This is a genomic window from Georgenia satyanarayanai (assembly GCF_900116375.1).
Taxonomy (GTDB): domain Bacteria; phylum Actinomycetota; class Actinomycetes; order Actinomycetales; family Actinomycetaceae; genus Oceanitalea; species Oceanitalea nanhaiensis.
On the sequence record NZ_UETB01000026.1, the window covers coordinates 1 to 19,889 of the forward strand.

The 19,889-nt window shown below is 70.1% G+C and carries 20 protein-coding genes and 1 pseudogene; 16 read left to right on the forward strand and 5 right to left on the reverse strand.

The genetic code is table 11. The annotated features are described in order from the left end of the window. On the reverse strand, positions 1-268 hold a 268-nt coding region (locus DSZ44_RS18645), incomplete at its 3' end, for a transposase (RefSeq protein ID WP_258369716.1). Here DSZ44_RS18645 and DSZ44_RS17770 point away from each other — a divergent pair. Further along, a complete protein-coding gene (locus DSZ44_RS17770) occupies positions 194-505 on the forward strand; it encodes a helix-turn-helix domain-containing protein (protein ID WP_110853965.1) in 312 nt (103 codons plus the stop codon). The genes DSZ44_RS18645 and DSZ44_RS17770 overlap by 75 nt on opposite strands. Before the next feature lie 64 nt (positions 506-569). Here the strand turns inward: DSZ44_RS17770 and DSZ44_RS17775 are convergent, their stop codons facing one another. Next, entirely contained in the window at positions 570-1,337 is a 768-nt protein-coding gene (locus tag DSZ44_RS17775) for a M23 family metallopeptidase (protein ID WP_181424714.1), read from the reverse strand. 551 nt (positions 1,338-1,888) lie between these two features. Between DSZ44_RS17775 and mobF the strand changes: the two genes are divergently transcribed. The 14 genes from mobF to DSZ44_RS17845 all read left to right on the forward strand — a co-directional run bounded on the left by mobF (position 1,889) and on the right by DSZ44_RS17845 (position 18,131). Further along, positions 1,889-5,434 carry a MobF family relaxase gene (mobF, locus tag DSZ44_RS17780; protein WP_181424715.1) on the forward strand — a complete coding sequence of 1,182 codons (3,546 nt, stop codon included), beginning with the start codon at positions 1,889-1,891 and terminating at the stop codon, positions 5,432-5,434. Positions 5,435-5,525: 91 nt separating this feature from the next. Beyond that, positions 5,526-5,903: a hypothetical protein gene (locus DSZ44_RS17785; protein WP_146237608.1), complete on the forward strand. Its 378-nt coding sequence runs from the start codon at positions 5,526-5,528 to the stop codon at positions 5,901-5,903. Beyond that, on the forward strand, positions 5,900-6,712 hold the full coding sequence (locus tag DSZ44_RS17790) for a hypothetical protein (protein ID WP_146237609.1): 813 nt from the start codon (positions 5,900-5,902) through the stop codon (positions 6,710-6,712). Before DSZ44_RS17785 ends, DSZ44_RS17790 begins: the two co-directional genes overlap by 4 nt. A 237-nt stretch (positions 6,713-6,949) precedes the next feature. Next, positions 6,950-7,546 carry a M15 family metallopeptidase gene (locus DSZ44_RS17795; RefSeq protein ID WP_110853970.1) on the forward strand — a complete coding sequence of 199 codons (597 nt, stop codon included), beginning with the start codon at positions 6,950-6,952 and terminating at the stop codon, positions 7,544-7,546. Between the two features lie 114 nt (positions 7,547-7,660). Beyond that, on the forward strand, positions 7,661-8,374 hold the full coding sequence (locus DSZ44_RS17800; protein WP_220035263.1) for a response regulator: 714 nt from the start codon (positions 7,661-7,663) through the stop codon (positions 8,372-8,374). Then, positions 8,371-9,510, forward strand: coding sequence for a sensor histidine kinase (locus DSZ44_RS17805; RefSeq protein ID WP_110853972.1), 1,140 nt, complete (start codon positions 8,371-8,373; stop codon positions 9,508-9,510). The genes DSZ44_RS17800 and DSZ44_RS17805 overlap by 4 nt, the downstream gene beginning before the upstream one ends. Before the next feature lie 436 nt (positions 9,511-9,946). Further along, positions 9,947-10,297: an NADH-quinone oxidoreductase subunit A gene (locus tag DSZ44_RS17810; protein WP_110853981.1), complete on the forward strand. Its 351-nt coding sequence runs from the start codon at positions 9,947-9,949 to the stop codon at positions 10,295-10,297. 77 nt (positions 10,298-10,374) lie between these two features. Beyond that, the gene (locus tag DSZ44_RS17815) at positions 10,375-11,502 is read left to right on the forward strand and encodes a hypothetical protein (protein ID WP_110853973.1); all 1,128 of its coding nucleotides are present in this window, start codon (positions 10,375-10,377) and stop codon (positions 11,500-11,502) included. Beyond that, positions 11,495-12,427, forward strand: a complete 933-nt coding sequence (locus DSZ44_RS17820; protein ID WP_110853974.1) for an NADH-quinone oxidoreductase subunit H — start codon at positions 11,495-11,497, stop codon at positions 12,425-12,427. Before DSZ44_RS17815 ends, DSZ44_RS17820 begins: the two co-directional genes overlap by 8 nt. Position 12,428: 1 nt before the next feature. Then, the gene (locus tag DSZ44_RS17825) at positions 12,429-12,992 is read left to right on the forward strand and encodes an NADH-quinone oxidoreductase subunit J (protein ID WP_110853975.1); all 564 of its coding nucleotides are present in this window, start codon (positions 12,429-12,431) and stop codon (positions 12,990-12,992) included. Further along, complete coding sequence (locus tag DSZ44_RS17830) at positions 12,989-13,291, forward strand: NADH-quinone oxidoreductase subunit NuoK (RefSeq protein ID WP_110853976.1); 303 nt, start codon at positions 12,989-12,991, stop codon at positions 13,289-13,291. Before DSZ44_RS17825 ends, DSZ44_RS17830 begins: the two co-directional genes overlap by 4 nt. Continuing rightward, positions 13,288-15,216 (forward strand): proton-conducting transporter transmembrane domain-containing protein, encoded by a 1,929-nt coding sequence (locus tag DSZ44_RS17835; protein WP_110853977.1) that lies wholly within the window; start codon positions 13,288-13,290, stop codon positions 15,214-15,216. Before DSZ44_RS17830 ends, DSZ44_RS17835 begins: the two co-directional genes overlap by 4 nt. Positions 15,217-15,218: 2 nt before the next feature. Next, positions 15,219-16,700: a complex I subunit 4 family protein gene (locus tag DSZ44_RS17840; RefSeq protein WP_110853978.1), complete on the forward strand. Its 1,482-nt coding sequence runs from the start codon at positions 15,219-15,221 to the stop codon at positions 16,698-16,700. Between the two features lie 3 nt (positions 16,701-16,703). Then, entirely contained in the window at positions 16,704-18,131 is a 1,428-nt protein-coding gene (locus DSZ44_RS17845) for an NADH-quinone oxidoreductase subunit N (RefSeq protein WP_110853979.1), read from the forward strand. A gap of 367 nt (positions 18,132-18,498) precedes the next feature. Here DSZ44_RS17845 and DSZ44_RS17850 read toward each other — a convergent pair whose 3' ends face one another. Further along, positions 18,499-19,089 (reverse strand): DUF305 domain-containing protein, encoded by a 591-nt coding sequence (locus DSZ44_RS17850; RefSeq protein ID WP_258369717.1) that lies wholly within the window; start codon positions 19,087-19,089, stop codon positions 18,499-18,501. Positions 19,090-19,218: 129 nt separating this feature from the next. Further along, positions 19,219-19,485, reverse strand: a complete 267-nt coding sequence (locus DSZ44_RS17855) for a DUF305 domain-containing protein (protein WP_110853980.1) — start codon at positions 19,483-19,485, stop codon at positions 19,219-19,221. Between the two features lie 3 nt (positions 19,486-19,488). Here DSZ44_RS17855 and DSZ44_RS19115 point away from each other — a divergent pair. Next, a pseudogene (locus DSZ44_RS19115) lies at positions 19,489-19,554 on the forward strand (four-helix bundle copper-binding protein); the annotation flags it as partial. A 33-nt stretch (positions 19,555-19,587) separates the two neighbouring features. Here DSZ44_RS19115 and DSZ44_RS17865 read toward each other — a convergent pair. Beyond that, positions 19,588-19,889 (reverse strand): integrase core domain-containing protein (locus DSZ44_RS17865; protein WP_146237610.1); only part of this gene is annotated, 302 nt, incomplete at its 5' end.

Here is a 19,889-nt window from a genome sequence, read left to right on the forward strand (position 1 = left end):
ACAGGTAGGCGGCCGCGCGGCGCAGGACCTCGTTCTCCTGCTCAAGCAGCCGGATCCGCTTGCGCACTTCACGCAGCTCGGCGTTCTCGGCCGTGGTCGTGCCGGGCCTCGCGCCGTCCTCGACATCGGCCTTCGCGAGCCAGTTCGTCAGGCACGACTCGCTGATGCCGAAGTCAGCAGCGATCCGTTTCAGATGGACGCCCGGCTCGCGGTTCCTCGCGACACGCACGACGTCGTCGCGGAACTCCCGGGGGTATGGCTTGGGCACAGTGCACATCCTTCCAGTGGCACCCCTCGGCACCACAGATCAGATGTCACCTATCCGTGCAGCAGTCCCCAGGGGCGCACCGGAGGTCGGCCCAGGGTGATGGATCCGGACAAACTGGCGGCCGCCCGAGCGCGGCGCGCCAATGGTGAGAGTCCGAGCCAGATCGCTCGGGCGCTCGGTGTCTCGCGGGCCACTGTCTACCGCTACCTAGCGACCGATCAGACGGACGATCAATGACCGTTGGGCATAGCTAACGAACCTCGAGCCCAGGCACCGACCTCGTTGGCGGCGCCCCAGCCTGTTACAGCTGACCGACGTCGACGGCTCCTTGTTCCTGGAGCCAGTCGAGGGGGTTCACCGTGGAGAGCTGGTCGTCGGTGTGAACCTCGAAGTGCAGGTGCGGGCCGGTGGAGTTCCCGTTGCTGCCCACCCCAGCTATCACCTGGCCGGCTTCCACGGCTTGGCCGGGGTCGACGTAAAGGCCGGAGGCGTACATGTGGTTGTACCAGGTGTAGACCGTCCGATCCTCGAGCTCGTGCTCGATGATGATGAGCATGCTCGACCGGCCGGCACGTCCCTGCCCGACATAGGTCACGACGCCGTCGGCGACGGCGTGGATCGGGGTGTCCAGGGGTGCAGCCAGGTCGACGCCGTAATGGAACTGCGCCGCTCCACCGAACGGGTTCTGCCGCGAACCGTACCTCGAGGTGATCCGGTAGCTCCCTTCGGTCAAGGGCATGACGACCCGTTGACGTGCAGGCACTAGCGCCGCGGCCATACCGTTGGCGGTGGGGCTGCCGTCTGCCGCTAGTGGTGACCGTTCTGCGGCGCGCGAGGCTCGGACCGCCGCCGCCATCTCTCGTTCGGCGGGCCGGTCGAGTATTGCCGAAGCAGCACTGACCGACTCCAGTTGGAAGCGGTCCGCTGCACCGTCAAGGGCCTCCAGAGCACTGATCTCCGCGGGCACGACGACGGTATCGGGGATGACCCCCTCGGCCTGGGGGGATGACATGCTCACTGGAGCAGCCACGAAGGCCACAGCGCCCACGGCCGAGACGAGTGAGGTCAATGCCTGTCGCCGCCGAAGGGGTCGGCGGCGAGCACGCAGGTCCTTCCTGCGTGCCGGCTGGGGTGGATCAGTCCTCACGGCGTTCGCACTGCCTGTGTCGGTACCGCGGTGCAGGTCCCGCCTGCGCGGACTCTCGACCGTCACGGCGGCGGCTACCCGCTCAAGGCCCGCCGGCTCTCCGGTCGCCTGCTGGCTTGCCTGGCGCAGCTCGCGACGAGTAGGACGCGGTCCCTGCGACGGCATGTCGGGCACGCTCAAGAGGCTCCTTCTGCGGACACAGCACGGCCGCAGAAGGCCGGGCAAGATCTCGGGGACGGTTCAGTCTGCGCACCCACGTTACGCACGGTTCCGTGCCCAAAGTGACAACCTCCCGATCTCTTCATTGAACCTTCACTGAAGACGGTCTGCCCATGTTTCCGCAGGACCGTCTTCAGGAATCCGTGCTCGAGCCCCTGCGCTGCCCCAGCGTGATCCCTACACACCTCTTGCACTTCCGGTGGGTGCGCTACGCTGGCCCCAGTTCCGCGGCCAGCGACGGGAGGGAGCCGGTCATGATGACCGTGCATGTCCTGCACGCCGGCGACGGCTACACCTACCTCACACGGCAGGTCGCCACCGGCGACCAGCAGCGGGCAGCAGGGGAGTCCCTGGCGGACTACTACGCCCACGAAGGCAACCCACCGGGCCGGTGGGTCGGGACCGGCATGGCCGGCGTCGATGTCACGGGACGGGTGTCCGAAGCGCAGATGCGTGCCCTGTTCGGGGAGGGGCTCCACCCGGACGCGGACCGGATCATCAGCGAGGCAATGGCGCGCGGAGCCAACCCGGAGCTGGCCGTGGAGGTCGCGCGGCTGGGCCGGCGGTTCCCGCGGTTCGCGGCGGTGGAGAGCGACCAGGAGTGGCGCTCGGCGATCACCGCGGCGTACACGCAGTTCAAGGTCGACCACGACCGTCCGCCGCAGGCTGGAGTGGAGCGTGACCTCATTCGGTGGCAGGTCGCCGGCGAGCTCTTGAGCGAACGGCTCGGCCGCGAATCGCGTGATGAGGAGCGCTCCACGTTCCTCGCGGCGCAGGGCAAGCAACAGCGCCAGCCCGTCGCGGGATACGACCTGGTGTTCACGCCGGTGAAGTCGGTGAGCACGCTGTGGGCCCTTGGCGGGCAGGACGTGCGCCGGGAAGTCGCCGCCGCGCACGAGGCCGCGTGGCAGGGAGCGTTCGCGTGGGTCGAGCAGGAAGCCGGGGTGACCCGGGTGGGCAAGGGCGGGGCCGCTCAGGTCGACGCCCGCGGACTGATGGCCGCGGCGTTCGACCACGCCGACTCACGCACCGGGGACCCCAACCTGCACACCCACGTCGCGGTGTCGAACAAGGTGCAGGGCACCGACGGGCGCTGGCGCGCGCTCGATGCCCGCGTGCTGCACGCGCTCGGTGTTGCCGCCTCGGAGCGGTACAACACCCTGGTCGAGGACGAGTTGCGCCGGCGGCTCGGTGTGGAGTTCGTCGAGGAGTCCCGCGGGCCTGGCAAGCAGCCCGTGCGTGAGGTCGCGGGCATCGACAAGCGAGTACGCGAGGTGTTCTCCTCACGTCGCGCGGCGATCGAGGACACCTACGACGAGCTCCTTGCCCAGTACCGGTCCGAGCACGGCCACGAGCCCCCCAAGCGCATCCAGCTGCGCCTGGCGCAGCAGGCCACCCTGGAGACCAGAGAGGGCAAGGAGAAGGGTGTCACGCTCACCGAACGGCGGCAGCAGTGGCGAACCAGTGCCGCCGCGGTGCTCGGCGGGCAGGAGGCCGTTGATGCCATGGTCGCCGCCGCGGTGCCTGGTCGCGGCGGCGTCGGTGAGAGTGAGGGCGAGCAGGTCGACGTCGACCAGCTCGCCGCTCAGGTCGTGCGCGAGGTGGAGACCAAGCGCGCCACCTGGGGGCCGTGGCACCTCATGGCCGAGGCGATGCGTCAGGTCCGCCGGCACCCCGCCGGCGGTGACGTCGCCGGCCTGGCCGAGCGCGTCGCTCACCGGGCACAGGCCCTGTCGATCCGGCTAGACCCTCCCGAGCTCAACCCGGTGCCGGCGCCGCTCCGGCGCGCCGATGGCGAGTCCGTCTACACCGTGCACGGGGCCCGCAGCTACACCAGCCGGGCGGTGCTCGACGCGGAAGCCGACCTGGTCCAGGCCGCGCTCCGGACCGGCGGGCTGCGCGTCGACGACAGGCACCTCGAGGACGCGGTCGCTGCCGTCGAGGCCCGCACCGGGCGGACGCTGGACGAGGGGCAGCGGACGCTGGCGGCGCACTTCGCCGGGTCGGGCCGCGAGCTCGCGGCCGGGATCGGGCCAGCCGGCGCGGGCAAGACCACCGCCATGGCCGCCTTCGCCCGCGCAGTGGAGAAAGCCGGCGGACGGGTGCTGGCCCTGGCACCTTCGGCGGCCGCGGCCGCCGTGCTCGGCGAGGAGCTCGGCGTCAGCGGGGAGACGCTCCACAAGCTCATCGACGCCCACCGGCGCGGGCAGATTCCCGAGAGCCTGCGGGTGGACGCGCGCACGGTGCTGCTGGTGGACGAGGCCGGCATGGCCGGCACGCCCCAGCTCGCCGCGGTGCTCGCCTTGGCGCGCGAGTACGGCGCGAGCGTGCGGCTGCTCGGTGACCCGCAACAGCTCGCCGCCGTGGAGGCCGGGGGAGTGCTGCGGCTGATCGACGAGCGGGTGGGCGCCGCCCACCTGCGCGAGGTCCACCGCTTCACCGACCCAGCCGAGGCCGCGGCCTCGCTGCAGCTGCGTGACGGAGACCGCGGCGGCGCGCAGTTCTACCTCGAGCGGGGCCGAGTGCGCGGCGGCACGCGCGAGGCGATGCTCGAGGAGGTCTACGCGGCCTGGCGAGACGACGTCGAGACTGGCAAGGACTCGGTCATGGTCGCCGGCTCGAATGACGACGCACTGGCGCTGTCGACCCAGGCCCGGCGGGACCTCGTGGCAGCGGGACGGGGCGAGCCCGGCGGGGTGCAGCTCGCCGACGGCAGCCAGGCCGGCCGCGGGGACCGGATCGTTACCCGCCGCAACGAGCGGCGCCTGGCCACCGCGGCGGGCCGGGACTTCGTCAAGAACGGTGACGTGTGGACCGTGCTCGCCCGGGCCGAGGACGGGCGGCTGCGCGTGCGCCACGCCCGGCACGGCGGCACCCTGACACTGCCTGCCGAGTACGTCGCCGAGCACGTCCAGCTCGCCTACGCCGCGACCGTGCATCGGGTCCAGGGGATGACCGTGGACACCTCCCACGCGCTCATCGACGCCGAGGCCAGCGACCGCCAGGCGCTGTACACCGCCGTCACCCGGGGCCGGGAGAACAACCGGGTCTATCTCGTGACCGAGACCTCGGTCGGGGCAGATGGTCACGACGAGACCAAGCCCGCCGACTCGCCGGCCGACGCACTGCGCCGGATCATCGGCCGCGACGGCGCCGCGGTGTCCGCGACCAGCGCCCAGGAACAGGCCTGGCAGGACGCCCACAGCCTCGCCCGTCTGGTCCCTGAGGTCGAGGACGCCGTCGACCGGTACCGCATCGGGGCCGGTCCGGAGCCCGTGTCCTGGTGGCGAGCCCCGACAGCCGGGGCGGGAGACCCGCTGCCCGAGGTCGACTCGCAGGTCGAGCCGTGGACCCAGCGTCACGTCGAGCTGATCGAGCAGCGGCTGGACTACCTCACCGACCAGGTCGCCGACGGGCACGCGCCCTGGGCCCGAGACTTGCCGCGGCCGGTGGCACCTGAGTCGGTGGAGGAGTGGCTCACCGCGGCGCGCGTCGTCGCCGGCTACCGGGACCGCTGGTCGATCACCACCACCGACCCTCTCGGCCCGCACCTGGAAGAAGGCGCCGAGGGGAACGACTACCGCGCCGCGGGCGCGGCGCTGGCCACGATGGGGGCCACCAGCGACGACCAGCGGGTCCCCGTCTCGGCACCGGAGCGTGAGCACGGCCGCGAACTGACGCCCGCGGAGCGGCTGGCCCAAGCCCGCGAGAAGCTCTCTCGGCGACAACAGCAGGACCGTCAACGTCGGCAGGAGCCGCCGACGCGCGGTGCCCCGAGCCGCGGCGGCCCGCAGCTGTGACTCTGCTGCTGAGCCAACGGGATCACGGTTCTGCGGATTTGTGGCCCGATTTTCAGTGGCTTTTTCGCTGCTTCGACCGTAGTGTTTTGGCATGAGAGCCGATGTTGTTGCTGCGCACGCCGATGCCACCAGGCTCGACATCCACGACCTGGTGCGGATTCTCAACGAGGACGTGGGCACCACGGTCGTGCAGGCGATGACCGGCACCAAGGACCGGGGCCAGCCCGCCAGGTGGGCGCGGCCCGACGGTCCCGAGCCACGGCTCAAGACCGTCAACCAGCTCCGGCTGGGCTACCGCGTCTGGCACCTCCTCGAGCAGGAAGAGGGTCCCGACGTTGCCCTCGCCTGGCTCGTGGGCGCCAACCCGCGGCTCGGGGAGACGACCCCCGTCTCCGCGGTGCGCGACCTCAAGAGCGCTGAGGTCATCGGCGCCGCGCTGGCGTTCATCGACGGATCCCCGGCGGCGTGAGCGCCGCTCCACGCTCCCGGGTCTGTCCCCGCACCGGATTCTACCTCGTGCCGGCACGCGGGCAGGACGGGTGGCGCGTCGCCCAAGAGCGCTACACCCGCTCCGGCGGGATCGTCGCCGTGCGCGTCAACCAGCACGTCGGACCGCTGCCCGCCGAGCTGCCCGACCGTCGCGGCCGCTTCGACACCATCGGGCGCACCGTTTACTTCGCCGACCGGCCCACCACCGCGTTCGCCGAGGTCCTTCAAGACTTCCGTGCTGCCCGAGTCGCCCTGCAGGCCGACGCCGACGCCATCGGCCTCAGCGTGGAGCAGTACATCACCGAGGTAGGCGACCAGGCCGTAGCCAACGGCCGCGAACGTCCCTGGGCCGTCAGTGTCGGCTGGCAGATGAGCCGCGGCCTCCATCGCGTGGCCATGCCCGCCGAGGGCTGGTGGGTCCAGATCGACCACAAGGCCACACTGAACCGCCTGGGCCTGGACCTCGCCGAACCCCTCCGGCAGGCTGGGGTGCCGCTGCTCACCCTCAGCGGCACCACCGGTGAGAACCGCGCCGTCACCACCCTGCTCGCCCAGCACGTCCGCGGTCAGACGCTCTTCGACGGCTCCCTCCCGCTCGGCGTCCAGTTCACCTCCAAGACCGGATACGGCACCTGCTGGGCCTGGTGGGACCGGCGAGCCGACGACGGCCTCATGCCCGGAGACAACGACCCCAAGACCATCGACGACCTCAACGTCGACGGTGACGCCTTCCGCACCGTCACCACCGACTGGGAGCTCGAGGTGCTCCCCGGCGCCCCGCGCTACTGACTCCCACCAGTCCCGCCGCCGGTCGCTGGCGTCCGCGCGTTAGCGGGCGGGGTCGCTCAGTGGCGAGAGATGCGAAGGGCGACCCAGACCCTGCACCGTCGGCGCAACGCGGCTGAGGGCCCCAACTCCGCGAGACCGGTCGGCTACACGCCTCCAGGGGTGATGGAGGCGGCGGTTCTCGCTAAGGATAGGCGGCTGTGCGCCGATAGGACGTAGTAGGCGACGAACGGAGTGTTGATGGACGGGATCCTCGCCATCTCGCAGCGCATCGCGCAGATCGAGGCGACCCTCGGCTCGCTCTCCGTCCCACGCGTGCAGCCAGCCGCGGGCTCTGCCATGGCATTCTCCGAGGTCCTCGCCAGCGCCGTCGCCGACACGGCCCCGACTGTGGCTGCCGGCACCTCCAACCTCGGAGGGTCCGGGTTCCGGGTCAACGCTGACGGCGTGCCGGTCGATCTCGCGGCGTACGGCAACGGCCGCATCCCGCGTGAGGCTCTCGAACCTGTGGGCACCACCGGCCACCGACTGTGGGCGCCCGCCGCCCAGTCGTTTGAGAAGCTCCTGTCCGCGGCTGCGGCCGACGGCGTAGCCATCGGTGTCACCGACTCCTACCGTTCCTACGACGTGCAGGTCGACGTCGTGCGGCGCAAGGGCCTGTACTCGCAGGGCGGCCTGGGCGCCAAGCCGGGCACCAGCCAGCACGGCTGGGGAATGGCCGTGGACCTCGACCTGGACGCATCGGCGCAGGCATGGATGCGCACAAACGCCGCACGGTTCGGGTTTGTCGAGGACACCCCGCGCGAGCCCTGGCACTGGGCGTTCCAACCCTCCTGACGCGGGAAGACGCACCCAAGAGAGAGCAGCCGCGATGCTCACACCCTCCCCGGACGCGCATGAGGTCCAGCGAGCCTGGAACCGATCGGCACGCCGACGGTGAGAATGAACGGCATGACTGCGGTCCCTACTGACGTGAACCTGCCCCGTGTGCTCGTTGTCGACGACGAAGCCCCGCTGGCCCGACTGGTCGCCAGCTACCTGGAACGGCACGGCTTCGAGGTCCAGGTCACCGGAGACGGCAGCGACGCGATCCAGCGGGCCCGCCAGTGGCACCCGGGCGTGATCGTCCTCGACCTCGGGCTCCCCGGCGCCGACGGCATCGAGGTCTGCCGCACGGTGCGTACGTTCTCCGACTGCTACATCATTATGCTCACCGCGCGGGTGGAGGAGGTCGACAAGCTCATCGGCCTGTCGGTCGGCGCCGATGACTACGTCACCAAACCCTTCAGCCCTCGCGAGCTCGTCGCCCGGGTGCGGGCCATGCTGCGCCGCCCACGCCAGGACACCGGCCCGCACGGGGTCGGTGCGTCGTTCGGGCCACTGAGCATCGACCTTCTTGGCCGCGAGGTGTTCATCGACGGGGAGCCCGTGGCGTTGACCCGCACCGAGTTCGACGTCCTCGCGGCCCTCGCGAGCCGCCCGACCATGGCCTTCTCCCGGCGTCAGCTCATCGAGACGGTGTGGGGACCGGGCTGGGTGGGCGATGAGCACCTCGTCGACGTCCACATCGCCCACCTGCGGCGCAAGCTCGGGGATGACGCCTCCGCGCCCAAGTTCGTCAGGACGGTGCGCGGGGTGGGATACCGGATGGGCAGCGGGCAGTGAGCCTCGCACCGCGCCGCCGGTGGGGGCTCGGCGCCCGGCTCCTCGCCGCGATCGTCGCGGTCATCCTCGTGGCTGCCGGCACCGCGTGGGCGGTCGCCTTAGCCATCGGCCCGGAGATCTTCCACGACCACATGCTCATGGCCGAGCCCGCGGACTCCTCGGTGGTCTCCCACGCCGGGGAGGCCTTCACCACGGCGTGGACACTGTCGTTGTCCCTGGCGCTGCTCGCCGCCCTGCTCACCTCGGTCGTCGTCAGCGTCTTCCTCACCCGGCGCATCGCCAGGTCCCTGGAACGGGTACGGCAGGCCGCCGCCCAGGTCGCCAGCGGTGACTACGCCGCCCGCGTCCCCGAGGTGCACATGGGCACCGAGTTCGACGACCTCGCCGGCGCGTTCAACACCATGGCCGCCGACCTCGGCGAGATCGAACAGACCCGCACGCGGATGCTCGGCGACCTCGCCCACGAGATGCGCACCCCGGTGGCCACGCTCGACGGCTACCTCGAGGGCATCCTCGACGGTGTCGTAGCGGCCGACGAACCGACGCTGGGGATGCTCCGCGAGCAGGTCGCGCGCCTGGCCCGCCTGGCGCAGGACATCGCCCTGGTCACGGCCGCCGGGGAGGGACGCCTGCGCATGCACTGGCAGCCCCTCCAGGTCGGTGCGCTGATCGACGCCGCCGCGCAGGCCGCCGCCAGGTTCACCGACAAGGGCGTCGAGCTGACGGTCGAGGCCACTGAGGAGGCCCGTCAGACGGTGCTCACGGCCGACCCCGACCGGCTCGGCCAGGTCCTGACCAACCTGCTGGACAACGCCGTGCGGCACACCCCCCACGGCGGCCGGGTGCAGCTGGGCGCACAGCGCACCGGGTCCACGCTGCGCCTGTCGGTCCGCGACACCGGCAGCGGGATCGCTGCCGAGCACCTGCCCCACCTCTTCGAGCGCTTCTACCGCGCCGACGCCGCCCGGGACCGCGCCCACGGCGGGTCGGGCATCGGGCTGACCATCGTCCACGCCATCGTCCACGCCCACGGCGGTGCCGTGACCGCGACCAGCACCGGGCCCGGCCACGGTGCCCTGTTCACCGTCGAGCTGCCCGTGGACACCGGGACCCGGGTGGAGCGCCGCTCATCCTGACCGGGTGGTCTCCTTGGTCGCCGTCCGCTCTGCGAGCCGGTCCGGCGGCTGGTTGCCGGTGGCGTCGCCCGGGAACAGGACACTGATGGCCCATAGGCCAAGGGCCATGAAGCCCAGGCAGATCACGAGCACCAGCCCCGTCGGTCTTCTCCGAGCGCACGCGGCAGGTGCCTCGCCCAATCGAGCCATCCACGCTGCCCGGAGTAGGACTCTGCCTCGAAAGCTCCGTGAAGCCCATCTGGCCTGAAGCTGATCCGGGTGACCCGCCCCGCCCGCGGTTGCTCTGCCGCCTTCTTGTGCTGTACGTGGGCCTTGTTGATCAACGCCTGCTCTACGGAATTCATCAGACCTTCATCGTTCTGGCTGGACGTGGGGGTGCGGAGGCAGCGCATCGGCCATAGCGTGCCGAGCGGGTAAGCAAGAGAAAGCAGTGACTATGTCGACGTATGTCGGGCTCCTTGCCATGGTCGTGCTCGCCTTGCTTGGTGTGGGCGCGGCGTACCTGCTGTGGCGGGCGACGGCCTTGCACCCCGAACCGGTCACGGTGAAACCCTTCCTTTCGGGGTTTGACCCCCAAGAGCACGCGCTGTCCCGGTTCCATGCCCGCTGGTACCCGATGACACTGCTTTTCCTCGCGTTCGACGTGGAGATGTTGTTCATGTACCCGTGGGCAGTAGTCGTCGCGAAGATGGGCGCCTCGGCCGTTGTGGAGATGTTCACCTTCCTCGGCGTCCTCATGGCTGGTGTGGTCTGGGCCTGGCGTGAGGGGGCTCTGCGATGGACGTGAGGCGGTCATTGGCGAGCTGGGCTACCCGGCGAGTGCATGTCCAACTGGTGGAGGTACCCGGTTGGGCAGAGGTCCGGATGCGCACCGAAAAGGAGATCGTGAACCGAGCGTGGCCAATCGCTCTCTCGTCCGCCGAGGCCGACATGCTGGTGGTGTGTGGGCATGCAGACGGTGAGTTCGCCGAGATACTTGAATGTGTCTGGGCGCAGTTGCCCGGGCCTAGGGCGCGGACCGTCATCTGTTCTAGCGAGGGCATTTCAGCGGCACTGGAGACGGCGCTGGCCGAACTGAAGAACGACGAACACCAACGCCATGACGCCCTCACGCGCCCAGATGGCGCTGAAAGCAAGTCCTCGGAGGACGGTGACGACGCCGGCATGGGGGGTGGCCAACACGACCACGGCGCCATGAGCCACGGCGAGCACCAAGGCCACAACCCCGAGCCCGGCAGCCAGGACGAGTCCGCCACCAACGACCACGCCGACATGGGCCACGACGAACACGGAGGCCACGGCGGGCATGACATGTCGGGGCCGGGCGGCATCCCTTTAGCGAGCGGAGGGCCCGACCGGGATGGTCTTGACCTCGATGTCTTGCACGTGTCCCTCGGTCCGGTTATGCCGCACTGGCCGGCCGGGTTGGTGCTGCACTGCTCGGTGCAAGGAGACGTGGTCGTGGAGGCAGAGGCAGCAGAAGTTCTCGGCGTGGAGGACCAGCCAGCGGGTACGCCGCAGCAGGACACCTCCCAGCCCGAGCAGCGGCGCTGGATCGCTGTGGCGCGCTGCGATGCCGTTGCCCGGCTTCTCACTGTCGCTGGATGGGAAGGCGCTGCAGGGCAGGCACGAGGTGTGCGGGACGCTCTGCTCGATGGCGCGTCGCTACCAGAGTGTTCGGCACCGTTGCGCCGGCTCGAGCGCCGGGTACGCCGGTCGGTGCTGCTGCGGTGGTCGCTGCGCGGACTTCCCTCACTCTCGGATGAGGGCCCCGACGGGCACGACATCCTCGAGCAGTTGGAGAGATGGGTGTCTGAGGCGCGCGGCGCGGTGGAGGACGCTTTGCCGGTTGATCCGGTCCACGCTGCCTCCTCGCTGGACTCCCTGAGCGCCCTGGTGACCGGGCTGGAGCTGGCATCGGTCCGGCTTGTGGTGGCGGGCTCTGGTATCGACACCGCGATCGCGGCCCGCCCGGAGATGGCCCATGGGTGAGCAGGTGGTGGAGGTGCATCCGCTGTGGGCGGTGGTGGCCGGTGGGCTGCTCCTGCTTCTGGCGCTGGCCGGCGCTGCTGTCGACGGACTTGCCGCCGGCCGCGCTGGCGGTGTCCGAGGCGGGCTGGGTACTCCGGTGTGGGAGAGCGCGCGGCTGTTGCGTCAACGGCGGCGCACCACGGTGGCCGCCGACTCGCTGCTCTGGCGCATCGGCGGCGGCGGCCTCGTGGTGGTGGCCCTGCTGATGGTGGCGGTGGTGCCGTTGGGTCGCTGGACGATCGCTGATCTTCCCGTGGGGCTGGTGTGGTTCAACGCCATGGACGTGCTCGTCTGGGCGTTGGTGTGGCTGCTGGGCTGGGGCGCGAACAGCGCTCACTCCCTGGTGGGGGGCTACCGGTTCCTCGCCCAGGCACTGTCTTATGAGCTGCCCCTGATGTTCGCTCTGGTCGCGCCGGCGGTGGCGGCAGGCAGCCTACGTATGGGTGATGTCGCGGCCGCCCAGGAGGGCCTGTGGTACGTGGTGTGGATGCCGGTGGCCTTCGTCGTCTTCTGCCTCGGCGTGATCGCCTTCTCGGTATGGGGACCGTTCTCGGTGGCCGCCGGCGGCGACATCGCCGGCGGGGTGCTGGCCGAGCTCTCCGGTCCCGACCGGCTCCTGGTGCTGGCCGGGCGCTACGCGTTGCTGGCGGCCGGCGCCGCCTTCGCCGTGCCGCTGTTCCTGGGGGGCGGGGCCGGACCGGTGCTGCCGGGGTGGGTGTGGTCGCTGCTCAAGACCGTGGCCCTGCTGGCCGTGCTGGTCCTCGTGCGCGGTCGGCTGCCGGCCGTGCGGCCTGAACGCTTCGCCGAGGTCGGCTGGTTGATCCTGCTGCCGGCCACCTTGGTACAGGTCCTGATCGTGTCGATCGTCATGGTGGGAGGGAACTGAGATGGTCGAGGCTGTCGTCGTCTGGGTGCTGGGGGCCGTCGCGGTCGCCGCCGGGGCTGCGGTGTTCATCGTCGATTCGATGGCGCGGGCCACCTACGCGCTGGCCATCTCTTTCGTGGCCGTGGGTTTGATGGTCCTGTCCTTGGAGCTGGACTACATCGGCGTGGTCATCGTGCTGATGATGGTCATGGAGATGGCCATCATGGCGATCTACATGGTCATGTTCATGGGCATGAATCCGGCGCTGATGCCCATGGAGATGGTGCACAACAAGCGCGGCTCTCTCCTGTTGGCGGGCCTGACGTTCGTCGTGCTCGCCGCCGCCGCGGTACTGATTCCTTGGCCCGAGCGCCTCGGGGAACCGTCTGCCGACCCGACGGTGGCACTGGGCGAGGCGATCATGGGTTCGCACATGCTGGTGATGCTGGCCATCAGCGCGGTGCTGTTCTCCACGATCGTTGCCGGGATCGTGCTGGCCAACCCGCGGGGGCGGTATGACCGCTTGGGCGCGGACCTCGACCGCCGGGCCCCGGAGGATCCGATCCGCGGTGGGGTGGGCCGATGAGTCTGGAGATCTTCCTGCTCGTGGCTGCCGCGCTCATCGCTGTGGGGCTCTACGGCGCACTGTCTCAGCAGGTCGTGGTCATGGTGATGATGGGCCTGGAGCTCATGCTCAACGGGATCATCCTCGCCGGTGCCGCGCTGTGGTGGTACCTGTCGCCCACTCCTGACGGGCAGGTCCTCCTGCTGGTGGTCATCGCCGCCATGACCGTGGAGATGGCTATGGGGTTCGCCGTCGCCACGCTGGTGAACCGTGCCCGCAAGGACGACATGACCGACTCGGCCACGGAGCTATCCGGATGAGCGCCCTGCTGTGGCTGTTCATCGCCGCCCCCACCGTAGCCGGGACAAGTCTGCTCCTGGCCGGACGCCGGGCGGAGAAGGCCGCCGTGCCGGTGTCGCTGACCGTCGCCGCCGGCGTGGTAGTTCTGTCCGGCATCCTTGCCGCCACCCGTCCCTCAGTCGCGGCGCCATTTATGGCCGGGGCAAGTTTCGGCCTCGGCGTGGACGCCCTGTCCGCCCTGGTATCGGTCGCCGTGAGCGTCGTTGCCCTGCTCGTGCTCGTCTTCGCTGGGAGCGAGGGGAACGAGGCCCCCGCCCGGTTCCACGGCCTGATGTTGCTGTTCCTGGCTGCGGTCCTGCTCACCACGACGGCGACGACACTGCCGGCGCTGCTGTTCGCCTGGGAGATCATGGGGGCCACCTCCTACGCCCTGATCGGGTTCTCCTGGCGTCAGGAGTCGAAAGTCTCCGCGGGTCTGACCGCGTTCGTGGTGACCCGTACCGCGGACCTGGGGATGTACCTGGCCGCCGGGGCGGCGCTGGCGGGCGGGGCGGGGATGGTGCTGGCCGACCTTCCGCAGGCCGCGCCGGGGTGGCGCGACGTGATCGCCGTGGGTCTGGTTGTGGCCGCGGCGGGCAAGGCGGCCCAGCTGCCCTTCAGTTTCTGGCTGTCCCGGGCGATGGAGGGGCCCAGCACCGTCAGCGCGCTGCTGCACTCCGCGGCGATGGTCGCGATGGGCGGGTATGTGCTGCTGCGAGTGGAGCCGCTGCTACAGGCCACGGGCTGGGCTGCCACGGCCACCGCATGGCTTGGTGCTTTGACCGCAGCGGTCCTGGGCATCGTGGCGCTGGCCCAGCGGGACCTCAAGCAGTTGCTCGCCGCGTCCACCGCCGCCCAGCTGGGTTTCGTCGTGCTGGGCGCGGGGCTCGGTGCGACGGCCGGGGGTGCTGCCCACCTGGTGGCGCACGCCTCCACGAAAGCACTGCTGTTCCTGGTGGCCGGGGCGTGGCTGAGTGCCCTGGGCACCAAACGGCTGGTCGCGCTCCGGGGCGCCGGCCGCCGGTGGCCGGTGGTGGGAATCGCGTTCGCCGTGGGTGCACTGTCATTGGCCGGGGTCGCACCGCTGTCGTTGTGGGCCACCAAGGACGCGGTTCTCGCTGCCGCGCTCAGCTCCTCCCCCGCCCTGTACGTCCTCTCCCTGGCCGGCGCTGCGCTGTCGGCCGCCTACGCGGGCAAGGCCCTGGCCCTGGTGTGGGGGCGCCCGGAGCGCCGGGGGGCCGCTAAGCCACAACGGGCCGGTGTTGAGCAGCAGCCCACCGGGCACGTCAGCCGCTGGGAAAAGTTCCCGATCGTTGTTCTGGCGGTTGGTGCGGCGGTGCTCGGCCTGCTCGCCCTACCCCCGGTCGGCACGATGCTGCGGGCGGCCCTGGGTGAGGACACGGCCAGCCCACACGTGTGGGAGATGGTGCTCTCCGCCGCCATCGCACTCGGGGTCCTGGCGCTGGTCATCGCGCGTCCGCGCGTACCCGAACCCGCGTCCCTGAGTGGTTGGCTAAGTCTTGAACGGGCAGCGAACGCGGTGGCCGTGCGCCCGACCCTGGTGCTGGCTCAGGCACTGTCCCGCTTCGACGACGCCGTCCTGGACCGCGGTGTCCGTTCCGCCGCGGGCGGCACCGCCCGGGCGGCCCGCTTCGCAGCCCAGGTCGATGATGACGTCCTCGACCGCGGGGTAGGGGCGACCGCCCGGACTGGCGTGCTCGCCGCCCACGCCGCCGCTAGGGCCGACCGTGGCAGCGTGGACAAGGCCGTGGAGGCACTGGCCGGCGTCGCGCGCCGTCTGGGCCGGTGGGCGCAGGCTCCGCAGTCGGGACAGGTCCACCAGTACTACGCCCAGCTCACCGCCGTCCTGCTTGCGGCGGCCGTCCTCTTCGCCGTCGTGAGGTGACCATGCTCAGCGTCCTCATCTTCTTTCCGCTCCTCGCCTCCGTCGTACTGGCGCTGGCGCGCCGGGTTCCGGACGCGGCCGCACGCTTGACATGGGTGACGGTGGCCGCGGTCGAGCTGGCCCTGGTGATCGGCATGTGGGTGGCCCCCGCGCCCCGCGGCGAGCTGGCCTTCGAGGAGCAGGTGACGTGGATCCCCAACGCCGGGGCCAGCTATCACGTGGGGCTCGACGGCCTGTCGCTGCCATTGGTGGCGATGACGGCGGTGCTGTTCCTGGCTGTGGCCGTCTACGCGTTGCGTGAGGGTGACCGTCCCCGCCCCCAGGCCGCGCTCTTCCTGTTCCTGCAGACCACGGCGATCGGCCTGTTCGCCGCCCAGGACCTCATCCTTTTCTTTCTCTTCTTCGACCTGTCGATCGTGGGGATGTACTTCCTCATCGCCGGGTGGGGCCACGGCGACGCCGCCCGCTCGGCGCTGAAGTTCTTCCTCTACACCTTCCTAGGGTCCCTGGCCCTGCTCGTCGGGTTCATCGGCCTGTTCCTCGCCGCCGAGCCGCACACCTTCGACATGGTCGAGCTCACCGCCGCCGCCCCGCTGAACGACCAGCCTGTGGCCGGCGGGCTCGTCCTGGCCGCCATCGTGATCGGCCTGGCGATCAAGACCCCGACCTTCCCTTTCCACACCTGGCTGCCACCCGCCCACACCGACGCCCCGGCGGCCGGGTCGGCCGTCCTCGCCGGAGTGCTGCTGAAGATGGGAACCTACGGGTTCGTCCGCATCGCGATGCCGATGCTTCCCGAGGCGTGGCGATCCTGGGCCTGGGTCATCATCGCCATCGGCATCGTCTCGGTGCTTTACGGCGCCCTGGTGGCTCTGGCCCAGACCGACTTCAAACGGATGGTCGCCTACACCTCGGTCAACCACATGGGCTACATCATCGTGGCCCTCGGCGCAGCCGGGCTGGTGGGCGGTGGGGTCCAGGCCCGGGAAGTTGCCGTGACCGGTGCGATGACCCAGATGGTGAGCCACGGCCTGATCACCGGCGCGCTGTTCCTCCTGGCAGGGGTGTTGGCCGACCGCGCACGCACCTATGACATGGGTTCCTACGGTGGCCTGGCCGCCCCGGCTCCCCGCTTCGCCGCCCTGCTAGCCGTGGGGGCCTTTGCCTCCCTGGGTCTGCCGGGCTTCAGCGGTTTCATCGCCGAGTTCCAGATCTTCGCCGGCAGCATCGGCGCCACCCCGATCACCGCGCTGGCACTGCCCGGCATCATCCTCACCGCCGCACTGTTCCTGCGGGCTCTGCAGCGCCTGCTCACCGGCACCACCCGTGGCGCCTCGGCCGGGTTCACCGACCTGCGCACCACCGAGACGACGTCGATCGGTTCACTTCTCGCCTTGGCGTTGATCATCGGGGTCCTGCCGCACTGGTTGCTGACAGTGATCGAACCTGCTGCCGCTGCCGTCGTCGAGCTCGTGGCCCGGTAGCCCATGGCGAGCATGAACATGTCCCCCACCCACCTGCTGCCCGAGGCGATCCTCTTCGCCGGGGCCGTCCTCACCCTGCTGGTGGGGTCCTTCCTGCCCCAGCACCGGCTGTGGCTGACCCGGCTACTCGCCCTGCTGATCCTCACCGCCGCCAGCCTGGCCGCCGCAGTGGCCTGGGCGACGCCAGCGGAGGCGGTGTTCGCCGCGACGTTCGCCGCGGACGGCCCCACTAGCGCAGCGCGGGTCATCATCACGGTCGCGACGATCGCCGTCATCACGCTGGGCAAGGACGAGATCACTGGGCGGGCACGAGAGTCAGAGACCCACGTGCTGCTGCTGCTCGCGGCGCTCGGCAGTACGGTCCTCGCCGGGGCGAACGACCTGCTGGTCCTGGCCGTGGGGTTCCTGCTCTCCAGCATCCCGCTCTACGCCCTGGTCGGCATGGAACGCACCGCCCTGGCCGCCGAGGGCGCACTGAAGACCTACCTCATCGGCGCCCTCATGGGCATTGCGCTGCTGCTGGGGGCCACCGTCCTTTTCGGTGTCGCGGGCACCACCGGGTATGGAGAGCTCGCCGCCGCGCTGCCCCAGGCCCCGGCGGCCGCGGTGACCCTGGGCCTGGTCGCCGTGCTCGGCGGCCTGACCTTCAAGATGGGGGCGGTGCCCGGGCACTTCTGGATCTCGGATGCCGCTCAAGGGTCCAGCACCACCGTGGCCGCCTTCCTGACCACGGTGCCCAAGATCGGTGCCGTGATGGCCGCCTACCGTCTGGTAGACCTCGCACCGGACTCCGTCAACGCCGGACTCTTCATCGCCCTGCTCGCCGCGGTGACCATGACCCTGGGCAACCTCGCCGCCTTCACCCAGACCGACCCCCGGCGACTGCTGGGTTGGTCGACCGTCAGCCAGGCGGGCTACCTCCTGCTCCCAGTGGCCGTGGCCGGACGCAGCGACCTCGCGCTGCCCTCGATGCTGCTCTACCTCGCCGGGTACGCCGTATCGAACCTCAGCGGCTTCGCCGTGATCGCCGCATCCCCTGGCCGACCAAACCTCTCCACCTACCGCGGCCTGGCGGCCAGCCGGCCCTGGGTGGCCGGGGCACTACTGGTGGCCCTGCTCAGCCTGGTGGGCACCCCACCCACGGCCGTCTTCGCCGGCAAGCTCACCACCTTCACCGCGGCCTGGGACGGCGGCCTGGCCTGGCTGGTGATCATTGCTGCCGTCAACACCGTGGCCAGCCTGTTCTACTACCTGCGCTGGCTGGCACCGGCGTTCCGCCCCGCACAAGACACCGGCCCGGGTGAAGCCCGTTCCGCGGCGCCGGCTCGATGGGCAGGTGCCACCGCGGTCGCGACAGCGTCAGCCGTCCTGGCCCTCGGTCTGGCCGCACCACTCTTGTGGACGGTGCTGGACGGTCAACTGGCTCGGTAGCCCCGGCACAGAACCCCGATGGGAACCCGCGAGATGCGCCCTCGAGCCTCAGCATGGCCGACCTTCCTGCCGATGAGGTAGGTGGACCGGAAAGGACGGCATGGACGGCATCCTCGCAATCACGCAGCGTATAGCCAGCATCGAGGCGACGCTCGATTCGTTGGCGCCGCCAACGGCACCGGTCGCCGGCTGGAGGAACCTCTCCAGCTGAGCGCAGCCGCCGCGTGAGAAGGGCCTGAGCGTGGGAAGCGAGCTCCTCACTACCGGCAGCGTCCTGGCCGCGTTCTTCGCCGGCGGAGTGGCCCTGCTGCGCTGACGGTGGCGCCGTCGACGGGAGGTGGACAAGGGGCCGGTCTAGGACATGACCTCAGTCCGTGGCGCATTGACGCTCTGCAGGCTCATCGAAGGCCGGCACGGGGCGCTCTGCGGCTTCCTCTGGCGTCGCGGCCACCCCGTTCTCCGAGATGTCCTCGATGAGCCAGTCCATCTCAAAGATCTCGCGCCGCTGAGCCTCGCTGATCTCCACGGCAAGCTCACAGACTCGGACGTCCTCGATCCCGGCTCGCTCCGACCGCGTGATGGCCAGGGAGTGGTGGGGGATCATCGCGCGCATAAAGGCGGAGTCGTCCACCGTGGCCTGGCTGCGGTCCAGCGCGGTCCCGCCCGCCAGCAGCCCGAGGCTGACCACCACGACGACGGCGTTCGCCTTGGCGTTCTTATACATGTTGAGCATCCAGGCGAGCATGACCAGCCCCATCGCGCCGCCCATGGTCACCGCCATGAAGATGCGGCTCTGGCTGAAGCGTACGTGGCCCCACTCCCACGAGCCGACGAACATCACCCAGTACATGACAACCATCGCGGTCAGGAGCATCGCGGCGAACCGCAGGTACATCTTCATACTCATGGTGCGCGAGTGGCTGTCGTGGTCCTCGTTCGAGTGTTCGTGCTCTGCCATGGGGAAACATTCTCCTTCTCATTCAGGGCTGGGGTCCTCAATCGTTCCCTCGGTCGCGGGTCCCGTCCTGTTTTGAGGTCGACATGGGCCAGCGGGCGCGCCTGAGCTCGCCCGCTGGATGGATCAACTTCACAGGCCCTGTGGGAGGAGCTCCTCCATCTCGGTGATCTCGGCCTGCTGGTCGTCGATGATCTTCTGGGCCAGCTCGAGCCCCTGCGGGTTCTCCCCGCCGTCGAGTTCGGCCTGCGCCATGTCCACCGCGCCGCGGTGGTGGGCGATCATAAGCTCTAGGAACCGCTGGTCGAACTCGGCGCCGGACAGGGACTCCAGCTCGGCCATGGCCTCCTCCTGGCTCATCCCCTCCATGTCCATGCCGCCGTGGTCCATGCCGCCCATCGGGACTGCGCCGACATCTGCGACACCACAGCCCGTGTCCTGTCCCGCCACACCGGCTACGACGCCAACCGGGACTGCTGCACGGATAGGTGACAGGTTGGGTCACGCTGCCTGAGTGGCTGGCGTGGTCATGATCGTCTCGTACTCGATGGGGGTCAATCGGCCGAGAGCGGCCTGTCGTCTGCGGCGGTGGTAGGTCCGTTCGATCCAGGTCACGATTGCGATCCGGAGCTCTTCGCGGGTGCTCCAGGGGCGGCGGTCCAGGACGTTCTTCTGGAGCAGGCTGAAGAAGCTCTCCATGGCGGCGTTGTCCCCGGCTGCGCCGACTCTGCCCATGGATCCGACCATGTCGTGGCGGTTGAGGGCGTGGACGAACTTCCGGCTGCGGAATTGCGACCCGCGGT

Coding starts and splice junctions, on each gene's coding strand:
- DSZ44_RS17770 (WP_110853965.1), top strand. CDS start 194: ATGGACGCCCGGCTCGCGGTTCCTCGCGACACGCACGACGTCGTCGCG.
- mobF (WP_181424715.1), top strand. CDS start 1,889: ATGATGACCGTGCATGTCCTGCACGCCGGCGACGGCTACACCTACCTC.
- DSZ44_RS17785 (WP_146237608.1), top strand. CDS start 5,526: ATGAGAGCCGATGTTGTTGCTGCGCACGCCGATGCCACCAGGCTCGAC.
- DSZ44_RS17795 (WP_110853970.1), top strand. CDS start 6,950: ATGGACGGGATCCTCGCCATCTCGCAGCGCATCGCGCAGATCGAGGCG.
- DSZ44_RS17800 (WP_220035263.1), top strand. CDS start 7,661: ATGACTGCGGTCCCTACTGACGTGAACCTGCCCCGTGTGCTCGTTGTC.
- DSZ44_RS17810 (WP_110853981.1), top strand. CDS start 9,947: ATGTCGACGTATGTCGGGCTCCTTGCCATGGTCGTGCTCGCCTTGCTT.
- DSZ44_RS17815 (WP_110853973.1), top strand. CDS start 10,375: ATGCGCACCGAAAAGGAGATCGTGAACCGAGCGTGGCCAATCGCTCTC.
- DSZ44_RS17820 (WP_110853974.1), top strand. CDS start 11,495: ATGGGTGAGCAGGTGGTGGAGGTGCATCCGCTGTGGGCGGTGGTGGCC.
- DSZ44_RS17825 (WP_110853975.1), top strand. CDS start 12,429: ATGGTCGAGGCTGTCGTCGTCTGGGTGCTGGGGGCCGTCGCGGTCGCC.
- DSZ44_RS17830 (WP_110853976.1), top strand. CDS start 12,989: ATGAGTCTGGAGATCTTCCTGCTCGTGGCTGCCGCGCTCATCGCTGTG.
- DSZ44_RS17835 (WP_110853977.1), top strand. CDS start 13,288: ATGAGCGCCCTGCTGTGGCTGTTCATCGCCGCCCCCACCGTAGCCGGG.
- DSZ44_RS17840 (WP_110853978.1), top strand. CDS start 15,219: ATGCTCAGCGTCCTCATCTTCTTTCCGCTCCTCGCCTCCGTCGTACTG.
- DSZ44_RS17845 (WP_110853979.1), top strand. CDS start 16,704: ATGGCGAGCATGAACATGTCCCCCACCCACCTGCTGCCCGAGGCGATC.
- DSZ44_RS17850 (WP_258369717.1), bottom strand. CDS start 19,089: ATGGCAGAGCACGAACACTCGAACGAGGACCACGACAGCCACTCGCGC.
- DSZ44_RS17855 (WP_110853980.1), bottom strand. CDS start 19,485: ATGGGCGGCATGGACCACGGCGGCATGGACATGGAGGGGATGAGCCAG.